The following is a 20,830-nucleotide window of genomic DNA, read 5'->3' as shown; positions in this document are numbered from 1 at the left end:
GACCGATCCTCGCACGGATCCGGCCGAGGATCGGTCGGGCGGGGGCGCTCGGCGGCGATCCGTGGCATTGTCGTCGGCAAGCTCCTGTTGCCACGTATTCATCCGTTATTGATCCGAATGCCCGCCCTCAGGTGCCGGGCTGCACTCCGGCAGGCATGATCCGTAAAAGGGTGGAAAGTCGAATTACCGTACGCCACCGAGGAGGAGGATCCCGTGACCCGCATCGACAGCGTGCGCGCCGCGACCGGCTCGGCGAAGGACAGCGTGCTGCACGCCGCGGAAGTGGTGGCGCCCTACGCCGACACGGCCAAGGACAAGGCCTCGCACTACGCGACCGAAGCACGCGTACGGCTCGCGCCGAAGGTCTCGCAGGCGGCCGAGCAGGCGCGTGTCCAGTACGGCGCTCATCTCGCGCCGCGCCTGGAGCAGGCCCGTACGCATGTTCCGCCGAAGGTCGACCAGGCCGCCGTACGCACGCGCAAGGCAGCTCGGCAGGCCGCCGACTATTCCCGCCCGAAGATCGAGCAGGCCGTCGCCGCGGCCGGCCCGGTCGCCGGGGAGGCCACAGCCCGGAGCGCGGCCGCACTGGCAGCACTGCGTGGCCAGGTCTCTCCCAAGGAGGTCCAGAAGCTGATCCGCAAGCACGAGCGGCGGGCCCGTGCAGGTCGGCTCGCCAAGGCGCTGGCGGTCGCGGGCCTCGTGGCGGGGGGTGCCTACGCCGCCTGGAAGTGGTGGGACAAGCAGGCCAATCCCGACTGGTTGGTCGAGCCGCCCGCCGCGACCGAGGTGTCCGAGACGGGCCGGCTGACGTCTGTGGACGGCAGCGGTCAGTCCGTCCTGGACCCGGAGGTTCAGGTGAAGGAGGCCGAGGAGGACGCCGCACAGCACGACGAAGGGCGCTGACGCCGGTTTTTCGCCGGCGTGTACCAGTGGTGGGGCGGAGTTTCTCCGCCCCACCGTCGTGTTCACCCGACGGTGTGGCCGGAGCGGCGCGGCGGGGCCCCCGTGCGTCACAGTCGCGGAGACCAGTCTTCGCACCGGACGGACCGCTGCCCTGATGAAGCTCTTACGCCGCGGGCCGCTCGCCCTGACCGCCGTACTGCTGCTCCTGGCCTCGGCCTGCACCGCCCGTGCCCCCGAGCCCGCGGCGGCTTCCGCGTACGGCGCGTACGTCGGCTACGAGCCGGCTGACGTGGGGCGGCTGGGCGCACTCGGTGCCTGGCTCGGTGGGCCCGTGCCCCGGGTGGGGCACGTGTATCTGCCGGGCGACCGGTGGAGCAACATCGAGGGTGTGCCGGGTTATCTGGAGTCCTGGGCGGCGTGGCGCCGGGCCGGTGCGCGGCGGATGTTCGTTCTGAACGTGCCGATGCTGGAACGCACGGAGGCCCACCTGCCGGACCGTGCGGTCCGTGAGCAGCTTCGGCGTGGGGCGCGCGGTGACTACGACGGTCATTTCCGCGCGCTGGCGCGGCGGTTGACGGCTCTCGGTGTCCCGGACACGATCATCGTCCTCGGCTGGGAGATGAACGGCACCACCTACAGCCACCGCTGCGGCCCGGATCCGGCCGCGTGGAAGAGGTACTGGGCGAGGATCGTGCGCGCGATGCGCTCGGTGCCCGGTCAGCGTTTCCGCTTCGAGTTCACGCCCAACCGCGGCCGTGACGCGATCCCGTGGCCGCGCTGCTATCCGGGGGATGAGGTCGTCGACATCATCGGGATGGATGCCTACGACGCCCCGCGCGGGCTGCGCTTCACCGAGCAGGTGAGCGAACCGTATGGTCTGCGCGCCCATGTCCGCTTCGCCCGCGCCCACGGCAAGCCCTTCTCGTACCAGGAGTGGGGTCTGTACGAGAACGGCGACGACCCGGCGTACATGCGCGGCATGCTCACCTGGTTCGCCCGGCAGCGCCCGCTCTACCAGGCCATCACCGACTACTGCCCGCACGGCGTGTGGGGCTGCCGGGCCCATCCGCGGTCGTCTGCGGTGTACCGGTCGCTGATGAGGTAGGCCGGTACGGCGGCGGGGATCGGCGGCGGCTTGCAGGACACGTCGAAGCTGATCCGCCGGGGGTTCCCGGTGCGCACGAAAAACCCCTCCGCCCTGCGTATTCGCAGGTCGGAGGGGTTTTCTGGTGTGGAGCCTAGGGGAGTCGAACCCCTGACATCTGCCATGCAAAGACAGCGCTCTACCAACTGAGCTAAGGCCCCGGGAAGAGGAACGTCCGCCGGAGGAACCACGTGCCGGTGGGCGTCGCAGACCAGAGTACCGGGTCACCCGGGGTATTCCGCAAAAAGGATTGGGGGTCCCCGCGAACGACCACTCTCCGTAGGATGCTCGGCGTGGTTCGCTGTCGCGAACCACGGTTTTTTGGGGAAGCGATGGGGAGACGCACATGGACGCCGCACAGCAGGAAGCGACCGCAAGAGCGCGGGAACTGCAGCGGAACTGGTATGGGGAGCCGCTGGGGGCGCTCTTCCGTAAGCTCATAGATGACCTGGGCCTGAACCAGGCTCGTCTCGCGGGGGTGCTGGGACTGTCGGCTCCGATGCTGTCCCAGCTGATGAGTGGTCAGCGGGCGAAGATCGGCAATCCCGCCGTGGTCCAGCGGGTGCAGTTGCTGCAGGATCTGGCGGGGCAGGTCGCGGACGGCAGCGTGAGCGCGGCCGAGGCGACCGAGCGCATGGACGAGATCAAGAAGTCGCAGGGGGGTTCGGTGCTCAGCAACACCACGGCCACGACGAGCAGTTCGGGCGCGCCGACGGTCAAGCGGGTCGTCCGCGAGATCCAGTCGCTGCTGCGCTCGGTGGCCGCCGCGGGAGACATCATCGACGCGGCCGACACTCTCGCGCCGACCCATCCGGAGCTGGCAGAGTTCCTCCGGGTCTACGGGGCCGGCCGTACGTCCGACGCGGTCACGCATTACCAGTCCCACCAGAACTGAGCCGTCCGTCCGGTGGCCGAAGGGGTTCGGCGGCCGGGCCGGGGGCTGTGCGGGCGGCACGGAGGGGCGCGAGGGGGTCGCGCTCCTCGCCGGGGGCTGACACGCGGGGGTGTGTCAGCCGCCGAGGAGACGAGGAACACGGGGCCGTATCTCTCATCCGGGAGGCCACGAGGGGTCGTACCGCTCATCGAGGGGGAAGCAAGGGGGGTAACCGCAGGGGGAGGAGCGACGCGCAGTCATGGGTGAGGTGTTCGCCGGCCGGTACGAGCTGGCCGATCCGATCGGACGCGGAGGCGTCGGCGCCGTCTGGCGTGCCTGGGACCATCGGCGCCGCCGTTATGTGGCCGCCAAGGTCCTGCTGCAGAGCGACGCCCACTCCTTGCTGCGCTTCGTCCGTGAACAGGCCCTGCGGATCGACCACCCCCATGTCCTGGCGCCCGCCAGCTGGGCGGCCGACGACGACAAGGTCCTGTTCACCATGGACCTGGTCGCCGGCGGCTCGCTGGTCCATCTGGTCGGGGACTACGGTCCCCTGCCACCCGCGTTCGTCTGCACCCTGCTCGACCAGCTCCTCGCCGGGCTGGCCGCGGTGCACGCGGAAGGTGTCGTGCACCGTGACATCAAGCCCGCCAACATTCTGCTGGAAGCCACCGGTACCGCCCGGCCGCGGCTGCGGCTGTCCGACTTCGGCATCGCGATGCGGCTGGGCGAACCCCGTCTGACCGAGACCAACCTCGTGGTGGGCACGCCCGGTTATCTCTCCCCCGAGCAGATGATGGGCGCGGAACCGGATTTCCCCGCCGACCTGTTCGCCGTCGGCCTGGTCGCGCTGTACCTCCTGGAGGGCGCCAAGCCCGACGCCAAGGCACTCATCCAGTACTTCGCCGCCCACGGCACCCCCGGCGCGCCCCAGAGCGTTCCCGAACCGCTCTGGCAGGTCGTGGCGTCCCTCCTCCAACCGGACCCCCAGGCCCGCTTCCGCACGGCCACGGGGGCCCGTAAAGCCCTCGCCGCGGCCAGAGAACTTCTGCCCGACCCCGGCCCCGACGACGAGTCCATAGAAATCTTCGACCAACTCGGCCCGCTGCCGCCCGGGTTCGGTCCGGAGGGCCCGTTCGAGCGAGCACCGGGCGTCGACCCGAACCGGACACGGAACGGGGGGTCCGGGACGGGTGACCGAAGCGGGGGTTCCTTCGGGGGCGGCGGGGGACATGCGGGGGCCTTCCGGCGGGGGGCCGGCGAAGGGGCGGGTGGTGCTGGGGCCGGGCCCGGTGCTGGGGCTGGGCCCGGTGCTGGGGCTGGGCCCGGTGCCGGTACTGGGTGGGTCGGTGGTGCCGGCGAGGTGCCTTCGTGGCCCGGCCAGAGCAGTGGCGTGGCTTCCCGGCCAGGTCAGGCGGGTGGCGCGCCCTCGTGGTTCGGTGAAGGAAACGGGGTGGGATCGCGGCCCGGCGACGCGGGCGCCGCTTCCTCCCGATCCGGCGACGGAAATGGGCAGGGCGCATTCCAGCCCGATGACCCGAGCCGGGCTCCCTCCTGGCCCGGCGAAGGTAACGGACAGCAATCCTGGCCTGGAGGAAGGGGTGGAAACACACCACCCTGGCCCGCGGAGACGAACTCCGCGTCCTGGCCCGGGGAATCGAACCCGGCGCCATGGCCCGAACAGGCCGACCCGCCGTCCTGGCCCCGCGAGGCCGGCCCCCTGCCCTCCCCAGGTACCGACGCGTCCTCCCCCACCACAGGCCGCGCAACCCAATGGCCCGCTCCCACCAGCCCACCCCCTGTGTCGGACACCGGCAGCTTCCATCTGCCGCCGCCCCGGCCCACGGACTCCCGCTCGCAGCAGCCCTCCACTCCACCGGAGCACCAGGCACAGCGACACCACCCCCACCAGCAGGCGCACGCACAACCCCACTGGCCCGCCATCCCGGCTGCCCCCTCCCCCCACGACCCCACACCCCCCACTCACGCCCTGTCCCTCCCCCCGCAGGCGCCGACATCTACACCGCACCGGCAGCACGCCGGCACCGCTGGCACCTCTACTGCTTCGTACACCGCTCAGAGCCCGCAGGTTCCACCTCCCGCCCCACGACTTTCGCGGGCACGCCGCGCAGGCCCGCCCGCGAAGGTGGCGATCCCCCTCCTGCTCCTGGCCCTGGTCTGCTACGCCGTGGGGTTCTGGGCGCTCACCCAGGTCTGAGACTGGAAGAGGCCCTACGCCCCGGCAGCCCTCCGGCGCCCCACCACAACCCACACCCCGAGAACCACCAACACCAAGGTCCCCGCCCCGATCCCCCCGGCGGCCACCAGCTTCATCCCGGCGCCGCCACCCCCGTCCCCATCGCTCGCGCCCGCGTCTTCCGCAGCCCCCGAGCCCCGCCCGAGAAGCCCCACCTGGAAGATCCCAGAGGGCTCGGACTGCCCCGCGTAACCGGGCCCGGCCGTTGCCGTCCCCGTCACCTCCACTCGCAGCGTCAGTCCGAACGGGCCGTCCCCGAACTCCTCGCCCACCCGCTCGGCGAGATGCACGACGAGGTAATAGGACCCGGCGAAGCGCATCCCGCCCACCCGGTCGGAAACGGCGTACCGGTTGTCGTACCCGACCGGCGGTACGGCAGCGAGCGCACCCGACTTCCGGCTGCCGTTGTAACTGATGCTCGTGTCGTCGACGAGTCCGCGCACGGGGTTGTAGAGCGCCAGATTCACTCCCCCCGGCACAAAGCCCCCGGCCCCGCCACCGCTCGCGCTGCTCAGGTCGGCGGTCGCGTACACCTGCTGTCCCCAGTCGACCGGAACCTCGTAGAACAGCGTCTGTCCGGGTCGTACCTCGTCGCGCCAGACTCCCTGCTTCAGCGCGGTCGCCGAGCCGAAGCCCCCGCCGCCCCGGCGTCGCTCGCCTTCCCCGCCGGGGGGCGAGGGTGTGGCCGAGTCCCAGGCCTCGGGCGCACTGGTGGTCGAAGCGGCCTTCCGCAGCCGCGGCTCCGACACAGGCGCGAGCTCCAGGTCCCAGTCCCCCGGCGCGGACTCGGTGCGCAGCACTCGTTCGACGACGACGTAGTACGTGCCGGCGCCCCGGCACAGCGACCGGTTCGACGGGAGCTGACGTGCGGCCCACACGGTGAGGGGGCGCGGGCTGCGGCCGGCGCCGATGCTGGCGGTGTCCGCCGCGGAGCAGGAACGGCCGTCGGCGTCCTGCACGGACACCCTGACGCCTTCCGTGGGGGTGACCGCGGCGTCCGTCGGGGGTACGGCCGTCGCGGCGACGTACACGGTCGAGCTGCCGTCGAGTACGAGGCGGTAGTAGACCTTCCCGTCGCTCGGCAGCGAACTCCGGTACGTGGTGCCGGGTTCGAGTCGCTCGGCGTCCGCGGTGTCCGTCGCTCCGGTGACCGACGGGGCGCCTTCGGCGAAGGCATACGAGGAAGCCGTAGCAGAGGAAGAGGGAGAGGAAGAGGGAGAGGCAGATGTGGATGAAGAAGGAGAGGCGGATGCGGAGGGAGAGGTAACCGTGGTGGGAGAGACCGAGGCCGCGAAGCCCGGAGTTCCCGGCGCACCGGCCACCGCGCCCAGCACGGCCCCCACGACGGCCACCCGCCACCACGCCGTACGCCGCCCCATTCCGCGCCACCCCTCCGTGCCCGCGCCCCAGCTCCTACGACCGTCAGCCGGACGGCCGTGGCCCATCCTGCCCCGCCGGGCCGCCGCGCACCCTCGCAATCCGTACGACCGTCCGAAAGCCCGGGCAACACAAAACCCCGACCGCAACGACGGCCGGGGTCTGCTCAGAATCGGATGTCGGAACTCACGAACCCGTGGGCACGGAGTCAGTCGCCTCCGTCCACAGATCCTGCTCGGCGCGATCCGCCTGGATCTGGCGGTACACAAGGAGCCCGCCGATGGCGGCCAGTGCGACCAGGAGAAGCTTCTTCACCGCGCGACCTCGTCTTTCGTTGACGTAGGGGACCTCTGGCGCCCGACTATACACACCGACCGAGACCGATCGGTGACCTGCATCCGGGCCCTCAACTCCCGTCGGGAACGGCCCAGTAGAAGCGGAACAGGCACGTCCGATCAGCGTCTGATCACATGGGCGATCACACCTTCACGGGCGGTCACTTCAGCCTCTATCGCCCCGGTTCTCCACTTTTTCGCCGCTCATGCACCCATCCGTGTGGTGTTCATCTGAAGATCGACGCGCCACAGCCTCAGGTCCGTGATTTCGCGACGCCCATACACATCATGAGGAAAGTACGCAAATCGCCCGACCCGAAAGTGAGGAACCATGGCCCGGAACAAGGTCATGAAGCTGTGGACCGTCGTCATCACCGCCTTCCTGGCGCTGCTCACGGCACTCGGCCTCATCACGACGACCGCCGCCGCTGCCGTACCGCAGACCCAGTCGGCCGGCAACAGCGCCGCCACCCGCCCGGAGCCCCCGGCGCTGTCCCACGGCCTCTGGTCCTACGTCAGGTCGCTGCCCCCCACGATGAAGCAGCGCATCCGGGCGGAGGCCCACGGCAAGACTCCCAGCTGCCGGCCCCGCTCCCACGGCGACACGGACACGGCCGCGGACCCGGACACGGACCCGGAAGTGGACGCAGCGGAACGGGCTGGCGCGGACTGCGCCTGACGGCACGGCCACCCCGCCCGAGAAGACCGAAGACGCAGCAGAGACGCATCGAAGAAGCGCTGAAGAAGTGACGACGTCGCGCACAGCACCACACGGCACAGCACCACCCCGCACCGCATCGCACGGAACATCCGCCGCAGAGCCCAAGAGGATGATCCGCCCAGACCTTCTCACTGAGGCCGTTGGCCCAGGAGACCGGGGGACAGGCGACCGACACGGCAGCGAGGACCGATGTCAGTCGTAGATGACAAAAACCCCCAACCATGATCGGCCGAGGGTTTTCGTGCTGGTGGGGCTAACAGGATTTGAACCTGTGGCCTCATCCTTATCAGGGATGCGCTCTAACCAACTGAGCTATAGCCCCGCCGCGCTTTGCGGGAGTGTGTCCCGCGCGCTGACTCCTGAAGATTAGCGCACGACATGGGCAGTCCCAAAATCGGTTCCCCGGGGACCGCCCCCGCACGTTTGGGGCAGTGTTACTCGTCCTCGGCCAGCGTCAGCTCGACGCCGCCGACGAAGCCCGCGGAGAGGTTGTAGATGAACGCGCCGAGGGTCGCGAGCGCCGTCGCGAGGACGACGTCGATGACCGCGATGATCGACGTGAACATCAGGACGTTCGGCAGGGAGAGGAACGCCTGGAGGTCGAAGCCGTTCGACTCGTTCGAGCCGGTCGCCTCGGAGATCGTGCCGCCGACCGTCGAGAAGACGCCCATCGCGTCCATGACCATCCACAGCACGGCGGCCGCGACGATCGTGCAGATGCCGAGCGCGATGGAGAGCAGGAAGCTGACCTTCATGACGGACCACGGGTCGGCCTTGGCCACCCGAAGCCGTGCCTTGCGCGTACGGGGCATGGTGCGCGCACCGGTGCGCGGGCGGCGTACCGCGCCGGCCTGGGTGGCCTGGGCCGGGTAGGCCTGCGGCGGGTGGTACGGACCGGCCTGCTGCTGCGGCTGCCGTTCCCCCGGCAGCGGGGAGGGCGAAGGCTGGGGCTGCGGTACGGCCGACCCCTTCGGTGGGGCGGCGGGCGCCGTCGGCTGGGCCGGCGGCTGGGTGTCCGTCACAGGTCCCCCCTGGGAGACATGAGTCTCGGGCGAGCGCGAGTCCGTCGCGGGCGGCTTGATCGCCTTGAGTTGAGTCGTGTGCGTATCTGTTGGGTGCGGCTCTGCCGACCGCGCCTCCGCAGCACGCGCGGCAGAGCCACGGCCGCCGCCGTCCGCCTCCGTGCCGGGGGTGGACCCCGTAGAGGTTCCGGTCGATCCGGCGCCCGTGGCTCCGCTCACGATGACTCACTCCTCGTGCTACTCGGCCGAGGGTGCCTCACCCTCGTCCGTGCCGATGGTCTCGGCGACACCCTCGGCGGTCTCGTCGTCGGCCACATCGCCGTCGATCTCCTCCGCCTCGCGTCCCGCCTCGGCGTTACGTGCGATGCCGACCACGGCATCGCGCTTGCCCAGGTTGATCAGTTGGACGCCCATGGTGTCACGGCCCGTCTCCCTGACTCCGCTGACTCGCGTACGAATCACACCGCCGGACAGCGTGATGGCGAGAATCTCGTCGGTCTCCTCGACCACCAGCGCTCCGACGAGCGATCCGCGGTCCTCCACGATCTTGGCAGCCTTGATACCGAGGCCGCCGCGACCCTGGACGCGGTACTCGTCGACAGGGGTGCGCTTCGCGTACCCGCCGTCCGTAGCAGTGAACACGAACGTACCGGGTCGAACAACATTCATCGAGAGCAGCTCGTCGCCCTCGCGGAAACTCATGCCCTTGACACCCGAGGTGGCACGGCCCATGGGACGCAGGGTGTCGTCCGAGGCGGTGAACCTGATCGACTGCGCCTTCTTGCTGATCAGAAGCAGATCACTGTCGGCCGAGACGAGTTCGGCGCCGATCAGTTCGTCGTCCGAACCGTCCTCACGCTCCCGCAGATTGATGGCGATGACGCCACCGGAACGCGGAGAGTCGTAATCCTTCAGTGACGTCTTCTTGACCAGACCCGCCTTCGTGGCGAGCACCAGGTACGGCGCGGCGTCGTAGTCGCGGATCGCGAGGATCTCGGCGATCGCCTCGTCCGGCTGGAAGGCCAGCAGGTTGGCGACGTGCTGGCCCCGCGCGTCCCGCCCGGCGTCCGGCAGTTCGTACGCCTTGGCCCGGTAGACGCGGCCCTTGTTGGTGAAGAAGAGCAGCCAGTGGTGCGTGGTGGAGACGAAGAAGTGGTCGACGATGTCGTCCTGCTTCAGCTTCGCCCCGCGTACGCCCTTGCCGCCCCGCTTCTGCGAACGGTAGTCCTCGGTCTTGGTCCGCTTGATGTAGCCGCCACGCGTGATGGTGACGACGATGTCCTCCTCGGCGATGAGGTCCTCGATGGACATGTCACCGTCGTAGGGCACCAGCATGGTCTTGCGGTCGTCGCCGTACTTCTCGACGATCGCGGCGAGTTCGGCGCTGACGATGCCGCGCTGGCGGACCGGCGAGGCGAGGATCTCGTTGTACTCGGTGATCTTCGCCTGGAGTTCGTCGTGCTCCTGGACGATCTTCTGACGCTCCAGGGCCGCGAGCCGGCGCAGCTGCATCTCGAGGATGGCGTTGGCCTGGATCTCGTCGATCTCCAGGAGCTCCATCAGGCCCGTGCGCGCGATGTCGACGGTGTCGCTGCGCCGGATCAGCGCGATGACCTCGTCGATGGCGTCCAGGGCCTTCAGCAGGCCGCGCAGGATGTGTGCCCGCTCCTCGGCCTTGCGCAGCCGGAACTTCGTACGGCGGACGATGACCTCGATCTGGTGCGCCACCCAGTGCCGGATGAACGCGTCCAGGGACAGCGTGCGCGGGACGCCGTCGACGAGCGCCAGCATGTTGGCGCCGAAGTTCGACTGCAGGTCCGTGTGCTTGTAGAGGTTGTTCAGGACGACCTTGGCGACCGCGTCACGCTTCAGCACGATCACGAGCCGCTGGCCCGTACGCGACGACGTCTCGTCCCGGACGTCCGCGATGCCGCCGACCTTGCCGTCCTTCACCAGGTCGGCGATCTTCTGCGCGAGGTTGTCGGGGTTGGTCTGGTACGGCAGCTCCGTGACCACCAGGCACTGGCGGTTCTGGATCTCCTCGACCTCGACGACCGCGCGCATGGTGATCGAACCACGGCCCGTGCGGTACGCCTCCTCGATGCCCTTGCGGCCGACGACGAGAGCGCCGGTCGGGAAGTCGGGGCCCTTGATGCGCTCCATGAGCGCGTCCAGCAGCTCCTCGTGCGAGGCCTCGGGGTTCTCCAGGTACCACTGGGCACCGGAGGCGACCTCGCGCAGGTTGTGCGGCGGGATGTTGGTCGCCATGCCGACCGCGATACCGGCCGAGCCGTTGATCAGCAGGTTCGGGAAGCGGGCCGGCAGGACGGTCGGCTCCTGGGAGCGGCCGTCGTAGTTGTCCGTGAAGTCGACGGTCTCCTCGTCGATGTCACGGACCATCTCCATCGACAGCGGCGCCATCTTGCACTCGGTGTAGCGCATCGCCGCCGCCGGGTCGTTGCCCGGGGAGCCGAAGTTGCCGTTGGAGTCCACCAGCGGCATCCGCATCGACCACGGCTGGGCGAGGCGCACCAGGGCGTCGTAGATCGAGGAGTCGCCGTGCGGGTGGTAGTTGCCCATGACGTCGCCGACCACGCGCGCGCACTTGTAGAAGCCGCGCTCGGGGCGGTACCCGCCGTCGTACATGGCGTACAGGACGCGGCGGTGGACGGGCTTGAGACCGTCCCGGACGTCCGGCAGCGCGCGGGACACGATGACGGACATCGCGTAGTCCAGGTACGAACGCTGCATCTCCGTCTCGAGCCCGACGGGCTCGACACGCTGGGCGATGATGCCGTCACCCTCGGGCGAGACTGGCATGTTCTCGTCGGCCATTGCTGGTGAAGATCCTTCCTGGTGCGGTCAGCTGAGACCGACTCAGATGTCGAGGAACCGGACGTCCTTGGCGTTGCGCTGGATGAACTGGCGGCGGGCCTCGACGTCCTCGCCCATCAGGACGGAGAACAGGTCGTCGGCCTGGGCGGCGTCGTCGAGGGTGACCTGGCCCAGGACGCGGTGCTCCTGGTCCATGGTCGTGATGCGCAGCTCCTCGGCGTTCATCTCGCCGAGACCCTTGAAGCGCTGGATGGAGTCCTCACGGATGCGCTTGCCGCGCTGGCGGCCCATCTCGATCAGCGCGTCACGCTCGCGGTCGGAGTAGGCGTACTCGATGTCGTCCCGGCCCCACTTGATCTTGTACAGCGGAGGACGGGAGAGGTACACGTGCCCGGCCTCGACCAGCGGCCGCATGAAGCGGAACAGGAAGGTCAGCAGCAGGGTGGAGATGTGCTGGCCGTCGACGTCGGCGTCCGCCATCAGGATGATCTTGTGATAGCGCAGCTTCGCGATGTCGAAGTCCTCGTGGACCCCGGTGCCGAAGGCCGAGATCAGCGCCTGGATCTCCTGGTTCTGCAGGATCTTGTCGATCCGCGCCTTCTCGACGTTCAGGATCTTGCCGCGGATCGGGAGGATCGCCTGGTACTCGGGGTTGCGGCCGGACTTGGCCGAACCGCCGGCGGAGTCACCCTCGACGATGAAGATCTCGCACTTGGTGGGGTCGTTCGACTGGCAGTCGGAGAGCTTGCCCGGCAGGGACGCGGTCTCCAGAAGACCCTTGCGGCGGGTCAGGTCGCGCGCCTTGCGGGCCGCCACGCGCGCGGTGGCCGCCTGGATGCTCTTGCGGATGATGTCCGCGGCCTCGACGGGGTTGCGGTCCAGCCAGTCGGTGAGGTGTTCGTAGACGACCTTCTGGACGAAGGTCTTCACCTCGGTGTTGCCCAGCTTGGTCTTGGTCTGGCCCTCGAACTGCGGCTCGCTCAGCTTCACCGAGATGATCGCGGTCAGACCCTCGCGGATGTCGTCACCCGTGAGGTTGTCGTCCTTCTCCCGCAGCAGCTTCTTGTCGCGCGCGTACTTGTTGATCAGCGAGGTCAGCGCGGAACGGAAGCCCTCTTCGTGCGTGCCGCCCTCATGCGTGTGGATGATGTTGGCGAAGGAGTACACACCCTCGCTGTAACCGCCGTTCCACTGCATCGCGAGCTCGAGGGACAGGCTCTTGTCCTTGTCCTCGGCCTCGAGGTCGATCACGGTCGGGTGCACCACCTCTCCCTTACGGGAGTTGAGGTACTTCACGAAGTCGACGATGCCGCCCTCGTAGTGGTACGAGACGGTCTTGACCTCGTGCTTCTCGTCCTCGCCCGCCTCGTCCGCGCCGGCGGTGGCCTTCGCCGACTCGCGCTCGTCGGTGAGGTTGATCCGCAGACCCTTGTTGAGGAACGCCATCTCCTGGAAGCGCCGCGACAGCGTCTCGAAGGAGTACTCGGTGGTCTCGAAGATGTCCGGGTCGGCCCAGAAGGTGACCGTGGTGCCGTGCTCGTCCGTGGCCTCGTGCTGGGCCAGCGGGGCCGTCGGCACACCCAGCTTGTAGTCCTGCGTCCAGCGGTAGCCGTCGGTCTTGATCTCGACGGCCACCTTGGTCGACAGCGCGTTCACGACGGAGACACCCACGCCGTGCAGACCACCGGAGACCGCGTAGCCGCCGCCACCGAACTTGCCGCCCGCGTGCAGCACGGTCAGCACGACCTCGACGGCCGGTTTGCCCTCGGAGGCGACGATGCCCACCGGGATACCGCGGCCGTTGTCGACGACACGCACACCGCCGTCGGCGAGGATCGTCACGTCGATGGTGTCCGCGTGGCCGGCCAGCGCCTCGTCGACGGAGTTGTCGACGACCTCCTGCACCAGGTGGTGCAGGCCGCGCTCGCCGGTCGAGCCGATGTACATACCGGGTCGCTTGCGGACCGCGTCCAGACCCTCGAGGACGGTGATGGCGCTGGCGTCGTACGAGGCGGTTACCTCGCCGTTCGACGAGGTCGCCTCGGCGTCGGTGGACGGAATGTTCTCGTTGGGGTTGCCGGAATCGGCCACGAAGCGCCCTTTCTGGCACAGCACGAGCCGGGCTCGTCGGCGGGTTGCCGGAGCGGCTGCGGCATGTTGCGTTGGTAAGCCTTGATCAGCGTTGCTCAGCTTCTCCCGGGCGGTCCCCACGTTCGGGGCGGGATCGGCTTCCAGTCTACCGGTAGCGCCGACAGTGATGGGGGTTTGCCGGTACCTGAGTCCGCATGTGCCGCCCTGAACCGGCGTCTTCCGGGTCCCCATATACGGAGCGGGGCTCCAAGAGGCTCACGGAGGCACTCAGCGCTTCCGGCCGTCAACCCTTGGCTACTTGGGAGTCACGTCCGAATTCGCCACCGCGTGCAGTGCCACGACAAAGGCGTCGGCGGCGCCTCGAAGGCACCGCCGACGCCCTGGATGTGATGTCTGTCACCCGTAGGTGTCACCGGGTCCCGTGCTGCCGGGAGCACGCAGCGGACCATAGCGACGAGGGGGCCCGCCGGGGCCGTTCACCTTGATCAGGTTCACAGCACCGTGCCCGAGATCCTCATTCAGGCGGGCCACCAACTGCGGGGCGAGCAGCCGCAGGTTCGTCGCCCAGGCCGTGGAATCGCAGCGCACCACCAGGACCCGCTCGTCCTCGTCGTACTTCTCCGGCACACAGTGCTTGGCCAGGTCCTCGCCCACGATCTGCGGCCAACGCCCCATCACCCCGCCCACCGCGGCCGGCGTCTCCCAGCCGCGCTCGGTGATCAAGCGGTTGATGGCGGCACCGAAGGCCATCGGGTCGCGTCCGTCGGCGCGCGCACCGGAGCGCAGACCGCCTCCGCGCCGCGCCTGCCGCTTCTGCTGCGCCGCGTCCCCACGCGCGCGTGCCTGTGCCTTCGCGGCCCGCAGCGCCACGCGCGCGAGGTCGACGCCGGAGGGTTCGGCACTCGGCTCAGGCTTCTCGGCAGGGAGTTGTTCGTCGGTCATGCGCGCTCCACCGTCCCCTCGGACACGGTGAACCGCGTCCCCGCCAGCACATGCGGCACGTCGTCGTCGACCGCCGCCGTCACCAGGACCTGCTCACCGGGCGCGACCAGCTCGGCCAGACGCTCACGGCGACGGGTGTCCAGCTCGGCGAACACGTCGTCGAGGATCAGCACGGGCTCATTGCCCTCGGCCCGGAGCAGGTCGTACGACGCCAGACGCAGCGCCAGCGCGTACGACCAGGACTCGCCGTGCGAGGCATACCCCTTGGCGGGCAACTGCCCCAGCTTGAGATTCACATCGTCCCGATGCGGCCCTACGAGGGTCACGCCCCGCTCGATCTCCTGCTTGCGCACCTCGGCGAGCGCCGCCATGAGCTGCTCATGGAGAGCCTCACGCGTGTGTGCCTCGCCCGGCGCGGACGGCTTGTACTCCAGGGCGACCGGACCGCCGCCGGGAGCCAGCTGCTCGTACGCCTTGTCGGCCAGCGGCTGAAGCGCGGCGATCAGGTCGAGGCGCTGGGCCAGCAACTCGGCACCCACGCGCGCGAGGTGCTGGTCCCATACGTCGAGAGTGGACAGGTCCATCGAACGGCCGCCGTGCCGCCTCGCGAGGGCGGCCGACTTCAGCAGGGTGTTGCGCTGCTTGAGGACCCGCTCGTAGTCGGAGCGGACGCCGGCCATGCGCGGGGAGCGCGCGGTGATCAGCTCGTCCAGGAATCGGCGCCGCTCGCCCGGGTCGCCCTTCACCAGCGCGAGGTCCTCCGGCGCGAACAGCACCGTCCGCACGATCCCCAGCACATCACGCGGCCTGACCTGCGAAGACCTGTTGATCCGGGCCCGGTTCGCCTTGCCGGGGTTCAGCTCCAGCTCGACCAGCTGCTGCCGCTCACCCTGCCGGACCTGCGCCCGGACGATCGCACGGTCGGCGCCCATGCGGACCAGGGGGGCGTCGGAGGCGACCCGGTGACTGCCGAGGGTGGCGAGGTAGCCGATCGCCTCGACCAGGTTCGTCTTGCCCTGCCCGTTGGGACCCACGAACGCGGTGACGCCCGGGTCGAGCGGCACTTCGACCCGGGCGTACGAGCGGAAGTCGGCCAGCGACAGATGCGTGACGTGCATGGTCGGTCGCCGACCTCCCCCAGCTTGTGGACTGTGGTGAACAGCCCTGTGGACTACTTCGTCTCGACCGCGTGGCCGCCGAACTGGTTGCGCAGCGCCGCGATCATCTTCATCTGCGGCGAGTCGTCCTGGCGGGACGCGAACCGCGCGAACAGGGACGCGGTGATCGCCGGCAGCGGCACCGCGTGGTCGATGGCGGCCTCCACGGTCCACCGGCCCTCGCCGGAGTCCTGTGCGAAACCACGCAACTTGTCCAGGTGCTCGTCCTCGTCGAGGGCGTTGACCGCGAGGTCGAGCAGCCAGGAACGGATGACCGTGCCCTCCTGCCAGGAGCGGAAGACCTCCCGGACGTCGGTCACGGAGTCGACCTTCTCCAGCAGCTCCCAGCCCTCGGCATAGGCCTGCATCATCGCGTACTCGATGCCGTTGTGGACCATCTTCGCGAAGTGACCGGCGCCCACCTTGCCCGCGTGCACCGCACCGGCGTCACCCTCGGGCTTGAGGGCGTCGAAGACCGGCTGCACCTTGGCGACGTTCTCCGCGTCGCCGCCGTACATCAGCGCATAACCGTTCTCCAGGCCCCACACACCGCCCGAGACACCGCAGTCGACGAAACCTATGCCCTTGGCGGCCAGCTCCCCGGCGTGCTTCTCGTCGTCCGTCCAGCGGGAGTTCCCGCCGTCCACCACGACGTCACCGGGCTCCAGGAGCTCGGCCAGCTCATCGATGGTCGCCTGGGTCGGCGCACCGGCCGGAACCATCACCCACACGACCCGCGGGCCCTGCAACGCGTCCACAAGCTCCTTCAAGCTGTGGACATCGGCGAGGTCCGGGTTGCGGTCGTATCCGATCACGGTGTGGCCTGCGCGGCGGATCCGCTCGCGCATGTTGCCGCCCATCTTGCCGAGGCCGATGAGACCGAGCTCCATCAGTGGTTCCTTAGGTTGCTGTGGCGTGTGGGGCACTTTCGTACCCACGTACGAGCCTAAACCCGGACGCTCACGCACACCTGTGGGCATACGCGCTCAAACGTATGCCCCCACCTGGGGCTTTGACTCAGCCGCTGGGGCGCTCAGCCGCTGAGCCGCACCGGCATACTGCGATCTTGTGGGGGACGACCCCCACACCCCCAGCAGCCGTCCAGCCCAGGCCGGTCGGCATGCTCAGCCGCTCAGCCGCACCGGCATGATCAGGTACTTGTAGGCCTCGTCCGCCTCGGCGTCCAGGGCCGGCTTGCCGCTGAGCAGCGCCGGCTTGGTGGAGGTCGTGAAGGAGAGCTGGGCCACCGGGGAGTCGATGGCGCTCAGGCCGTCCAGCAGGAAGGTCGGGTTGAAGGCGATCGAGACGTCGTCGCCCTCCAACTGCGCGTCCACCCTTTCCACAGCCTGTGCGTCGTCGCTGGAACCGGCCTCCAGGATCAGCACGCCCTGCTCGAAGCTCAGCCGCACCGGGGTGTTGCGCTCGGCGACCAGGGCCACACGCTTGACGGCCTCCACGAAGGGGGCGGTCTCGATCACGGCGACGGAGTTGAACTCCGTCGGGAACAGCGAGCGGTACTTCGGCAGGTCGCCCTCGAGCAGACGCGTGGTCGTACGACGGCCCGCGCCCTCGAAACCGATCAGGCCCTCGCCCGCGCCCGAGCCGGACAGCGCCAGGATGACGCTGTCGCCGCTCGTGAGCGCCTTGGCGGTGTCCAGGAGCGTCTTGGCGGGCACCAGGGCGACCGCGGACGCCTCCGGGTTCTCCGGCTTCCACAGGAACTCGCGGACGGCGAAGCGGTAGCGGTCGGTGGAGGCCAGCGTGACGGTGTCGCCCTCGATCTCGATGCGCACACCGGTCAGCACGGGGAGCGTGTCGTCACGCCCCGCGGCGATGGCCACCTGGGCGGCGGCGGACGCGAAGACCTCACCGGGGACGGTGCCCGTGGCGCTCGGCATCTGCGGCAGCGCCGGGTACTCCTCCACAGGCAGGGTGTGGAGTGTGAACCGCGAGGAGCCGCAGACCACCGTGGCCCGTACACCGTCTGTGGAAATCTCCACCGGGCGGTTGGGCAGGGCGCGGCAGATGTCGGCGAGCAGGCGGCCGGAGACCAGCACCGTGCCCTCCTCCTCGACCTCGGCCTCCACGGAGACCCGCGCGGAGACCTCGTAGTCGAAGCTGGACAGGCTCAGCTGGCCTTCCTCGGCCTTCAGGAGAAGGCCGGCGAGGACAGGCGCCGGCGGACGGGCCGGGAGGCTGCGCGCCGCCCAGGCCACTGCCTCCGCGAGTACGTCGCGTTCCACCCGGATCTTCACTGTTGCCGCCTCCTGCTGTTGCCGGCGCTGCTCGGCCTGCCTGGCTTCGTCGTCTGTCTCGGTGTCGTCGGTCCCTGTGCCGGGAAGGACACCGGGGAACAGTCTGACGCACCCCACTGACAGTAGGTGCCTCTCGGGGTCAAGTCGTGACGAGGGGCAGTCGGGCACAGGGCAGCGAGTTGTGCACAGGCCCCACTTCGAAACGGATTCCCAGCTCTCTCTAGTTGGGAGTAGTAGTAGGGGCTGTGGATACCGTGGATAACCCTGTTTTCCCAGCTCAGAGCAGGAATTTTGTCCACCGGCCCTGTGGGCGGAGCCGGTGGACAACTGAGCCTGTCTGTGGAGAACAGAAAGTTCTGCACACTCCGTGCACAGGCAGAGGTGAGTTCTCCCCAGCGCCGTCCCCAGCTTTGGCCGGCTTTCCCACAGCCCGACCCGGCACCTTCGTGTGACGCCTTTCACTCGACCCGGTGATCAGGCGCGTCACGTTGCCGAACAGTGGACAGGCATGTGGAGAAGCCGGTGATCGCTGGGGACAACCGGCCCCAGCCTGTGGGTTGCCGGTGGACAACTCGGTGCACAGCCTGTGGATCATCGCGCCGTCCACAGTCTGTGGAGATCGTTCGTCCACGAATCCACAACCACCTGACCTGGCGTGATGGTCTTTCAGCAGCAAGCCTGTGGACGGCCATCTGGACAACTTCGCGGTCCCCAGGATGTGGACGGCAAAAAGTCACCACATCTGTGGAGGGAGGCCGTAACCCGGCGGGGAATCGAACAGCAGGCAACGGCGGCGTGACCTCGGACATGCCGAAGGGCGCCCCGGGACCGAGGTCCCGGGGCGCCCTTCGGCGGTGAAACCGCCCTGACTCTGCTCTGCGAGTGCTTCTGTCAGCCGTTCTTGATGCGGTTCGTCAGCTCGGTCACCTGGTTGTAGATGGAGCGCCGCTCGGCCATCAGATTGCGGATCTTGCGGTCCGCGTGCATCACGGTCGTGTGGTCGCGGCCGCCGAACAGCGCGCCGATCTTCGGCAGGGAGAGGTCCGTCAGCTCGCGGCACAGGTACATGGCGATCTGGCGGGCCGTGACGAGCGCGCGGCCGCGCGAGGTGCCGCACAGGTCCTCGACGGTCAGACCGAAGTAGTCGGCCGTGGCGCTCATGATGGCCGTGGACGTGATCTCGGGGGCCGAGTCCTCGCCGCCGGGGATCAGGTCCTTCAGCACGATCTCGGTCAGGCCCAGATCCACCGGCTGCCGGTTGAGCGATGCGAACGCCGTCACCCGGATCAGCGCGCCCTCCAGCTCGCGGATGTTGCGCGAGATGCGGGAGGCGATGAACTCCAGGACCTCCGGCGGGGCGTTGAGCTGCTCCTGCACCGCTTTCTTGCGCAGGATCGCGATCCGTGTCTCCAGTTCGGGCGGCTGGACGTCGGTGATCAGTCCCCACTCGAAACGGTTCCGCAGGCGGTCCTCCAGTGTGACCAGCTGCTTGGGCGGCCGGTCGCTGGAGAGGACGATCTGCTTGTTCGCGTTGTGGAGCGTGTTGAAGGTGTGGAAGAACTCCTCCTGCGTCGACTCCTTGTCCGCGAGGAACTGGATGTCGTCGACGAGCAGGATGTCCATCTCGCGGTAGCGCTTGCGGAAGCTGTCGCCCTTGCCGTCGCGGATGGAGTTGATGAACTCGTTGGTGAACTCCTCCGAGCTCACGTACCGCACGCGCGTGCCGGGATACAGGCTGCGCGCGTAGTGCCCGATCGCGTGCAGCAGGTGGGTCTTGCCGAGCCCCGACTCCCCGTAGATGAACAGGGGGTTGTAGGCCTTGGCCGGCGCTTCGGCGACCGCCACCGCGGCCGCGTGCGCGAAGCGGTTGGAGGCGCCGATGACGAACGTGTCGAAGAGGTACTTCGGGTTCAGCCGCGCGGTGGGCTCACCGGGTCCGGTCGCGGGCGCGGGCTGCGCGGCCAGCGGGCCGGGGGCGCCGGTGGTGGGCAGGTTGGAGCCGACCGGGCCGCCGCGGTGGACTCGCCCGGAGCCTGGCGGCGGATCGGGCAGCTCCCGGCGGGTGTCGCGCTGGTCGTAGTCGGAGCGGGGCTTGTCGTAGTCCGGCCGCTGGTCGTAGTCGGAGCGCTGGCTGTCGTAGGACGAGCGCTCCCTCGGCTGCGGACGGTAGTCCTGTGACGGAGGGCCGTACGAGTCCTGCGGGTACGGCTCCTGCGGATAGGGCTCCTGCGACGGGGACGCATACGGATCGCGCTCCGGGAAGCCGAGCCGCTGTTGCTGCCAGCTGTACTGGTCCTGCGTCGGCCGCGGCCAGCCGCCGGACTCGGGGCGCTGGTACTCCGAGGGGTAGGCGGGGCGCGCGGTGGGGAGCTGGTCCGGGCGGGGCTCGCGGTCGCCCTGGTGTCCGGGGCGCTGTTCGCCGCGACCCGGGGGGGAGTCGTCCGCGCGGTGGCGGCCGTAGCCCTCGTACTGGTTGTTGTCGTACGAGCCGTCGTACTGGTTGGAGGGGAGCTCGGGCTCCTCGTAGCGGGACTGGGGCCGGGGGGCCGGAGGCGCGGGCGGGGCCTGGGGTTCGCCCGCGGAGTCGTCGACGGTGATCGCGATGCGGATCGGGCGGCCGCACTCGCGGCTCAGTGTCTCACTGACGGCCGGGGCCAGTCGGCCCTCCAGTACGCCTTTCGCAAATTCGTTCGGTACGGCGAGCAGGGCGGTGTCGGCGACCAGCGCGAGCGGCTGGCAGCGCCGGATCCAGTGCTCGTCCTTCGCCTCCACGCCCTGGACGCGGCCCTCACCGAGAAGTTGCTCGAGTACGCGTGGCCACACTGCGGCAAGATCGGCAGGTACGTCAGCCACAGGGCACGCTCTCTCACGGGTCCCACGAACGTGTGGTTCTGGGACGAGTCGGGATTCAAATGGG

Annotated in this window: 15 protein-coding genes and 2 tRNA genes; 5 read left to right on the top strand and 12 right to left on the bottom strand. The window is 69.2% G+C overall.

All coding sequences use genetic code 11. The annotated features are described in order from the left end of the window. The first annotated feature begins 213 nt into the window (after positions 1-213). Together ACGFWE_RS26805 and ACGFWE_RS26800 are read left to right on the top strand one after the other, a co-directional pair. Positions 214-903: a DUF5324 family protein gene (locus ACGFWE_RS26805; protein WP_352387225.1), complete on the top strand. Its 690-nt coding sequence runs from the start codon at positions 214-216 to the stop codon at positions 901-903. A 154-nt stretch (positions 904-1,057) separates the two neighbouring features. Beyond that, complete coding sequence (locus ACGFWE_RS26800) at positions 1,058-2,008, top strand: glycoside hydrolase family 26 protein (protein ID WP_393602268.1); 951 nt, start codon at positions 1,058-1,060, stop codon at positions 2,006-2,008. A gap of 127 nt (positions 2,009-2,135) precedes the next feature. Here the strand turns inward: ACGFWE_RS26800 and ACGFWE_RS26795 are convergent. Beyond that, positions 2,136-2,208 (bottom strand) — tRNA-Ala (locus tag ACGFWE_RS26795). Between the two features lie 185 nt (positions 2,209-2,393). Between ACGFWE_RS26795 and ACGFWE_RS26790 the strand changes: the two genes are divergently transcribed. Continuing rightward, positions 2,394-2,942: a DNA-binding protein gene (locus ACGFWE_RS26790; RefSeq protein WP_352387221.1), complete on the top strand. Its 549-nt coding sequence runs from the start codon at positions 2,394-2,396 to the stop codon at positions 2,940-2,942. Positions 2,943-3,180: 238 nt separating this feature from the next. Continuing rightward, positions 3,181-5,139, top strand: coding sequence for a protein kinase (locus ACGFWE_RS26785; RefSeq protein WP_393602266.1), 1,959 nt, complete (start codon positions 3,181-3,183; stop codon positions 5,137-5,139). 14 nt (positions 5,140-5,153) lie between these two features. On the opposite strand, the gene ACGFWE_RS26780 is transcribed toward ACGFWE_RS26785, so the two are convergent. Next, positions 5,154-6,557: a hypothetical protein gene (locus ACGFWE_RS26780; protein ID WP_393602264.1), complete on the bottom strand. Its 1,404-nt coding sequence runs from the start codon at positions 6,555-6,557 to the stop codon at positions 5,154-5,156. Positions 6,558-6,741: 184 nt separating this feature from the next. Further along, positions 6,742-6,870 carry a DLW-39 family protein gene (locus tag ACGFWE_RS26775; protein ID WP_003999697.1) on the bottom strand — a complete coding sequence of 43 codons (129 nt, stop codon included), beginning with the start codon at positions 6,868-6,870 and terminating at the stop codon, positions 6,742-6,744. A 351-nt stretch (positions 6,871-7,221) separates the two neighbouring features. On the opposite strand from ACGFWE_RS26775, the gene ACGFWE_RS26770 reads away from it, so the two are divergent. Further along, positions 7,222-7,569 (top strand): DUF6344 domain-containing protein, encoded by a 348-nt coding sequence (locus tag ACGFWE_RS26770; protein WP_352387215.1) that lies wholly within the window; start codon positions 7,222-7,224, stop codon positions 7,567-7,569. Between the two features lie 287 nt (positions 7,570-7,856). Here ACGFWE_RS26770 and ACGFWE_RS26765 read toward each other — a convergent pair. From ACGFWE_RS26765 to dnaA, 9 genes are all read right to left on the bottom strand, one after another. Then, positions 7,857-7,933 (bottom strand) — tRNA-Ile (locus ACGFWE_RS26765). Positions 7,934-8,045: 112 nt separating this feature from the next. Beyond that, the gene (locus ACGFWE_RS26760) at positions 8,046-8,852 is read right to left on the bottom strand and encodes a DUF3566 domain-containing protein (protein ID WP_352387213.1); all 807 of its coding nucleotides are present in this window, start codon (positions 8,850-8,852) and stop codon (positions 8,046-8,048) included. Positions 8,853-8,870: 18 nt separating this feature from the next. Further along, on the bottom strand, positions 8,871-11,468 hold the full coding sequence (gene gyrA / locus ACGFWE_RS26755) for a DNA gyrase subunit A (protein ID WP_393602261.1): 2,598 nt from the start codon (positions 11,466-11,468) through the stop codon (positions 8,871-8,873). Positions 11,469-11,510: 42 nt separating this feature from the next. Further along, on the bottom strand, positions 11,511-13,559 hold the full coding sequence (gyrB, locus tag ACGFWE_RS26750) for a DNA topoisomerase (ATP-hydrolyzing) subunit B (protein ID WP_352387210.1): 2,049 nt from the start codon (positions 13,557-13,559) through the stop codon (positions 11,511-11,513). A 396-nt stretch (positions 13,560-13,955) separates the two neighbouring features. Next, positions 13,956-14,501, bottom strand: a complete 546-nt coding sequence (locus tag ACGFWE_RS26745; protein WP_393602259.1) for a DUF721 domain-containing protein — start codon at positions 14,499-14,501, stop codon at positions 13,956-13,958. Beyond that, positions 14,498-15,619 (bottom strand): DNA replication/repair protein RecF, encoded by a 1,122-nt coding sequence (recF, locus tag ACGFWE_RS26740; protein WP_352387207.1) that lies wholly within the window; start codon positions 15,617-15,619, stop codon positions 14,498-14,500. The genes ACGFWE_RS26745 and recF overlap by 4 nt, the downstream gene beginning before the upstream one ends. 53 nt (positions 15,620-15,672) lie before the next feature. Beyond that, positions 15,673-16,548, bottom strand: coding sequence for a phosphogluconate dehydrogenase (NAD(+)-dependent, decarboxylating) (gene gnd, locus ACGFWE_RS26735; protein WP_352387205.1), 876 nt, complete (start codon positions 16,546-16,548; stop codon positions 15,673-15,675). Between the two features lie 234 nt (positions 16,549-16,782). Then, positions 16,783-17,913: a DNA polymerase III subunit beta gene (gene dnaN, locus ACGFWE_RS26730; RefSeq protein ID WP_020119489.1), complete on the bottom strand. Its 1,131-nt coding sequence runs from the start codon at positions 17,911-17,913 to the stop codon at positions 16,783-16,785. An 891-nt stretch (positions 17,914-18,804) separates the two neighbouring features. After that, on the bottom strand, positions 18,805-20,766 hold the full coding sequence (dnaA, locus tag ACGFWE_RS26725) for a chromosomal replication initiator protein DnaA (RefSeq protein WP_393602256.1): 1,962 nt from the start codon (positions 20,764-20,766) through the stop codon (positions 18,805-18,807). Positions 20,767-20,830 lie beyond the last annotated feature (64 nt).

Origin of the sequence: Streptomyces sp. NPDC048523 (assembly GCF_043199815.1) — a bacterium.
In the GTDB taxonomy this organism is placed as follows: domain Bacteria; phylum Actinomycetota; class Actinomycetes; order Streptomycetales; family Streptomycetaceae; genus Streptomyces.
This window is presented reverse-complemented; position numbering and strand designations above follow the sequence as displayed.

Bases quoted from the DNA above. Each gene is read 5' to 3' on its own strand.
- ACGFWE_RS26745 (WP_393602259.1), bottom strand. From the start codon at position 14,501: ATGACCGACGAACAACTCCCTGCCGAGAAGCCTGAGCCGAGTGCCGAA.
- gyrA (WP_393602261.1), bottom strand. From the start codon at position 11,468: ATGGCCGACGAGAACATGCCAGTCTCGCCCGAGGGTGACGGCATCATC.
- recF (WP_352387207.1), bottom strand. From the start codon at position 15,619: ATGCACGTCACGCATCTGTCGCTGGCCGACTTCCGCTCGTACGCCCGG.
- gnd (WP_352387205.1), bottom strand. From the start codon at position 16,548: ATGGAGCTCGGTCTCATCGGCCTCGGCAAGATGGGCGGCAACATGCGC.
- ACGFWE_RS26780 (WP_393602264.1), bottom strand. From the start codon at position 6,557: ATGGGGCGGCGTACGGCGTGGTGGCGGGTGGCCGTCGTGGGGGCCGTG.
- ACGFWE_RS26800 (WP_393602268.1), top strand. From the start codon at position 1,058: ATGAAGCTCTTACGCCGCGGGCCGCTCGCCCTGACCGCCGTACTGCTG.
- ACGFWE_RS26770 (WP_352387215.1), top strand. From the start codon at position 7,222: ATGGCCCGGAACAAGGTCATGAAGCTGTGGACCGTCGTCATCACCGCC.
- ACGFWE_RS26790 (WP_352387221.1), top strand. From the start codon at position 2,394: ATGGACGCCGCACAGCAGGAAGCGACCGCAAGAGCGCGGGAACTGCAG.
- ACGFWE_RS26785 (WP_393602266.1), top strand. From the start codon at position 3,181: ATGGGTGAGGTGTTCGCCGGCCGGTACGAGCTGGCCGATCCGATCGGA.